The 2,944-nt window shown below is 56.5% G+C and carries 7 protein-coding genes; 4 read left to right on the forward strand and 3 right to left on the reverse strand.

Annotated features, from left to right (window positions below; all coding sequences use genetic code 11):
* The first annotated feature begins 141 nt into the window (after window positions 1-141).
* The 4 genes from ACILQR_RS16720 (at window position 142) to ACILQR_RS16735 (ending at window position 1,741) form a co-directional block, all read left to right on the forward strand.
* Window positions 142-531 (forward strand): hypothetical protein, encoded by a 390-nt coding sequence (locus tag ACILQR_RS16720; RefSeq protein WP_395652489.1) that lies wholly within the window; start codon window positions 142-144, stop codon window positions 529-531.
* A complete protein-coding gene (locus tag ACILQR_RS16725) occupies window positions 528-755 on the forward strand; it encodes a hypothetical protein (protein WP_395652490.1) in 228 nt (75 codons plus the stop codon). Before ACILQR_RS16720 ends, ACILQR_RS16725 begins: the two co-directional genes overlap by 4 nt.
* Before the next feature lie 216 nt (window positions 756-971).
* Window positions 972-1,241, forward strand: a complete 270-nt coding sequence (locus tag ACILQR_RS16730) for a hypothetical protein (RefSeq protein WP_395652491.1) — start codon at window positions 972-974, stop codon at window positions 1,239-1,241.
* Window positions 1,238-1,741, forward strand: a complete 504-nt coding sequence (locus tag ACILQR_RS16735; protein WP_395652492.1) for a hypothetical protein — start codon at window positions 1,238-1,240, stop codon at window positions 1,739-1,741. The genes ACILQR_RS16730 and ACILQR_RS16735 overlap by 4 nt, the downstream gene beginning before the upstream one ends.
* Here the strand turns inward: ACILQR_RS16735 and ACILQR_RS16740 are convergent.
* The 3 genes from ACILQR_RS16740 to ACILQR_RS16750 all read right to left on the reverse strand — a co-directional run.
* Window positions 1,701-2,207 (reverse strand): lysozyme, encoded by a 507-nt coding sequence (locus tag ACILQR_RS16740; RefSeq protein WP_395652493.1) that lies wholly within the window; start codon window positions 2,205-2,207, stop codon window positions 1,701-1,703. The two genes, ACILQR_RS16735 and ACILQR_RS16740, sit on opposite strands and share 41 nt — an antisense overlap.
* On the reverse strand, window positions 2,204-2,728 hold the full coding sequence (locus ACILQR_RS16745; protein ID WP_395652494.1) for a hypothetical protein: 525 nt from the start codon (window positions 2,726-2,728) through the stop codon (window positions 2,204-2,206). The genes ACILQR_RS16740 and ACILQR_RS16745 overlap by 4 nt, the downstream gene beginning before the upstream one ends.
* On the reverse strand, window positions 2,728-2,944 hold a 217-nt coding region (locus ACILQR_RS16750; protein ID WP_395652495.1), incomplete at its 5' end, for a hypothetical protein. The genes ACILQR_RS16750 and ACILQR_RS16745, both read right to left, overlap by 1 nt.

The raw sequence follows: 2,944 nt of genomic DNA on the forward strand, positions 1-2,944 counted from the left end.
AGCGTGTCGGTGGACTCGCTGGACTGCAAGCAGCATTGAAGGAGTTAGGACTGTGACCGAATGCAAACACCGCTGGGAACCCGTTGAGGGCCAGCCTTTGTACAAATGCGCCCGGTGCGGTGGTTTTATGGTGATCATCAAATGACCACAACCAACACAGGTACGCACGTCATCAAGGCACTGGAGGCGTTCGCTGAGTTCGGTAGGCTGACAGCGCAAGAGTTCGCAGACTACGCCGACATCGGGCGATACGATGCACACGCAGTGCTCAACCGAATGAACAAGCGCACCAAGGCTGGCGTCAAGCGCATCTACGTTGCCGACTGGACCTACGAGTACGACGATGCAAGGCGCTACCCACGGGCTGTGTTCATGCTGGGCGACAAGGAGGACAAGAAGAAGCCCAAGCCAAACATCCGGCTGAACCGCCAGCGCAGCGAGCACAACACCCTCAAAGCAATCCGTATGACCAGCGTGTTCAACATGGGGTTGCCACGTGACAGGGTCAGAGAAATAAGGAAATCACTATGAACACCGAAGACGATGAGTTCAACCGCATCGAGCGTGAAGCTGCCATGCGCATGGAGGCCGTATCTGCAACCGTTGCAAAGCGTGAGTGGGTGGGGCTCGACCTTGCGGAGATGGACGCCATCATCGACGGCAACATGGCAATCTTTGACTCAAAACTACGCGATGCCGTATACGCTGTAGTGATCGACACAATGACCACTTTGATGGAGAAGAACCGTGGCTAAACTACCGTACACATTTACGATCTGCCCTGACCAAGAGGCACCTAAGACTTTTACTGCAAGCTGCGCTGCGATGGGGCGATTGCTTCAAGACAGCCCCGATGGCGACCTGACCATCAACCAAAAAAGATTCGGGATGTGGGACGCATGGTTGGGTGGCGGGTTGGATGCTCCGCTCGAAGAAAAGCTCCACGACCTTGTGCAGAAAAGGAAGAACACATGAGCGACACCATCGACATCATTGCGCTCACGCGCTACGACCCCGTATTAAACTGTTTTGTTCTGAAAGGCCCTATGAAAAAACTCAAATGCAACTGCCATCCCAACTCGCCCTTCCACTGGGCGCATGACCAACGCCCGAGCATTTTCATGCAAGACGTTGCCTTCAGGGCCAAGGGTGTGGTGGCAAGCACTGACTACAAACTGTTCGGCATCTACAGCCGGGCGCACCCCAAGATCAAACCGTCCAAGAACAAGCACGAGCTATGAAAAAGAAAAGCAAGTACAAACCCCGCGGCGTGCGCTACGACAACATGTCGTGGGTTATTGCTGGCATGAAGAAGGTGGGCGCGCTGCCAACTGCCGGGGTGGCGCTCAAACTCAAGAACCACGAGGCGCTGGACTCCATTCTGAGGGGCCAGGGTACCAGAGAACACGTTGACATGCTGATCTCAGCGGTCAACATGAGCGAGGCGCTGATACGGGTTCGGGACGATCTTGGCCGCGATTGGGCTGACGAGATCAGGGCCGCGCAGGACGCTGTCTACACGATGGGCAGGCGCGGCTTTGAGAAGGGGTCGTTTGTCTTCACAGGGCCAGAAATGACGGCTGTGAAGCTGGTGATGGATCTGCACGACACCCAACTGGACCACTGCTCTGTCAAAGAGATGGAGCAGGCGCTGTTCATCGTTGAAGAGGAAATCAGGCTGCGCAAGGCCAGGTCAATCGTCAACTCAAGAACAGCGCAATCTCTGCCTCACGCCGTTTAACGAGTCCTGGCAGCACTTTGCCGCCGCCCTTGGTCCAGACGCGGAAAGCCTCCGCAGCGCCGTCCCAGTCGCCCCTGTTGGCGCGCATACGGATGGTGCTGCGCTGGAGGTTGCCTAGCCCGAAGTTAAAGGAAATAGAGACAAGAGCGTCAAAAGCGCCTTGACGCCCAGCCACACCGGGAACAAGACGAAGAACACCACGTTCAAAAGTTCCGACATCATCGCGGAATAGTTCGTCGATTTCTTCCTTGGTCCAGACACGGTTGTCCTCCGGTTTTAGGGGCATCTCTTTGCGGATCATGGGCGTCTCTTTGCCCTCCACGCGCACCACGGGTAGCCTGATCTGTTCTTGGTACAGGACGTGGCCGTAGCCAATCGTCCAGATGTGCGCAGGGCAAAGGTATGGTTTGTTCTTGCACCCCTCAAAGCGGTGCATCAAGTTTTCCCCCGCCTTGGAGAGTTTCACTTCTTGCTCCACTGGCGGCTACCGAACCAGAACCCGATGATGCCGCCCAGCATGGCCATCTCGTCGCTGGAGAAGATCAGGTCGGAATAGCGGATCACGTCGTCAATGCTGGTGATCAAGTTGGGGTGGTTCCACAGGTAGATGCAGAGGAACGCATTGATCGCCACCAACTCAAACACGAAGATGTACGTCACTGTGGGGCGTACAGTGCCCACGTAGTTGACCACCCATGTGGAAGCCTTGGCCAGCACCGCCTTGTCGTGCTCCTGCGCGCCTTTGACCATCTCAGCCTCGGCCTCGGCCATCTGCGCTTGGGTCTGCATGGCGACCTGTTCGGTGCGGATCTCTTCGATCTTGGCCTGCGCGGCAAAGCCGGCGGCGGCCATTTGCAGCTCACGCTCGGTCTGGACGCGGGCCAGCGCCAGCTCGTGCTTCTGGTCGGCCTTGTTTTGGAAGAACTCCAGCAGCTTGGGCAGGCCGGAGATCAGCAGACCCCCGAGGGTTGAGATCAGTGACAGCATTATTTTTTCTCCATCTGGGCTTCAATCACCGCAATCTTTTGGCGGTTGTATTGGATGTCGTCGCGGTTCTTCTGGATCTCCGTGGACAGGTCTTGTCGCAGGCGCTCACGCGCCAGTTCAGCGCCGGTGTTGGTGGCCTGCTTGTTGTCGCTAGTGACCACCAAACTAATCTTGCTGTTCAGAATGGTCACTTCATGGCTTAAGTTGGACAGCGCC

The sequence above is a fragment of the Brevundimonas sp. genome, assembly GCF_044239655.1.
Lineage (GTDB): Bacteria > Pseudomonadota > Alphaproteobacteria > Caulobacterales > Caulobacteraceae > Brevundimonas.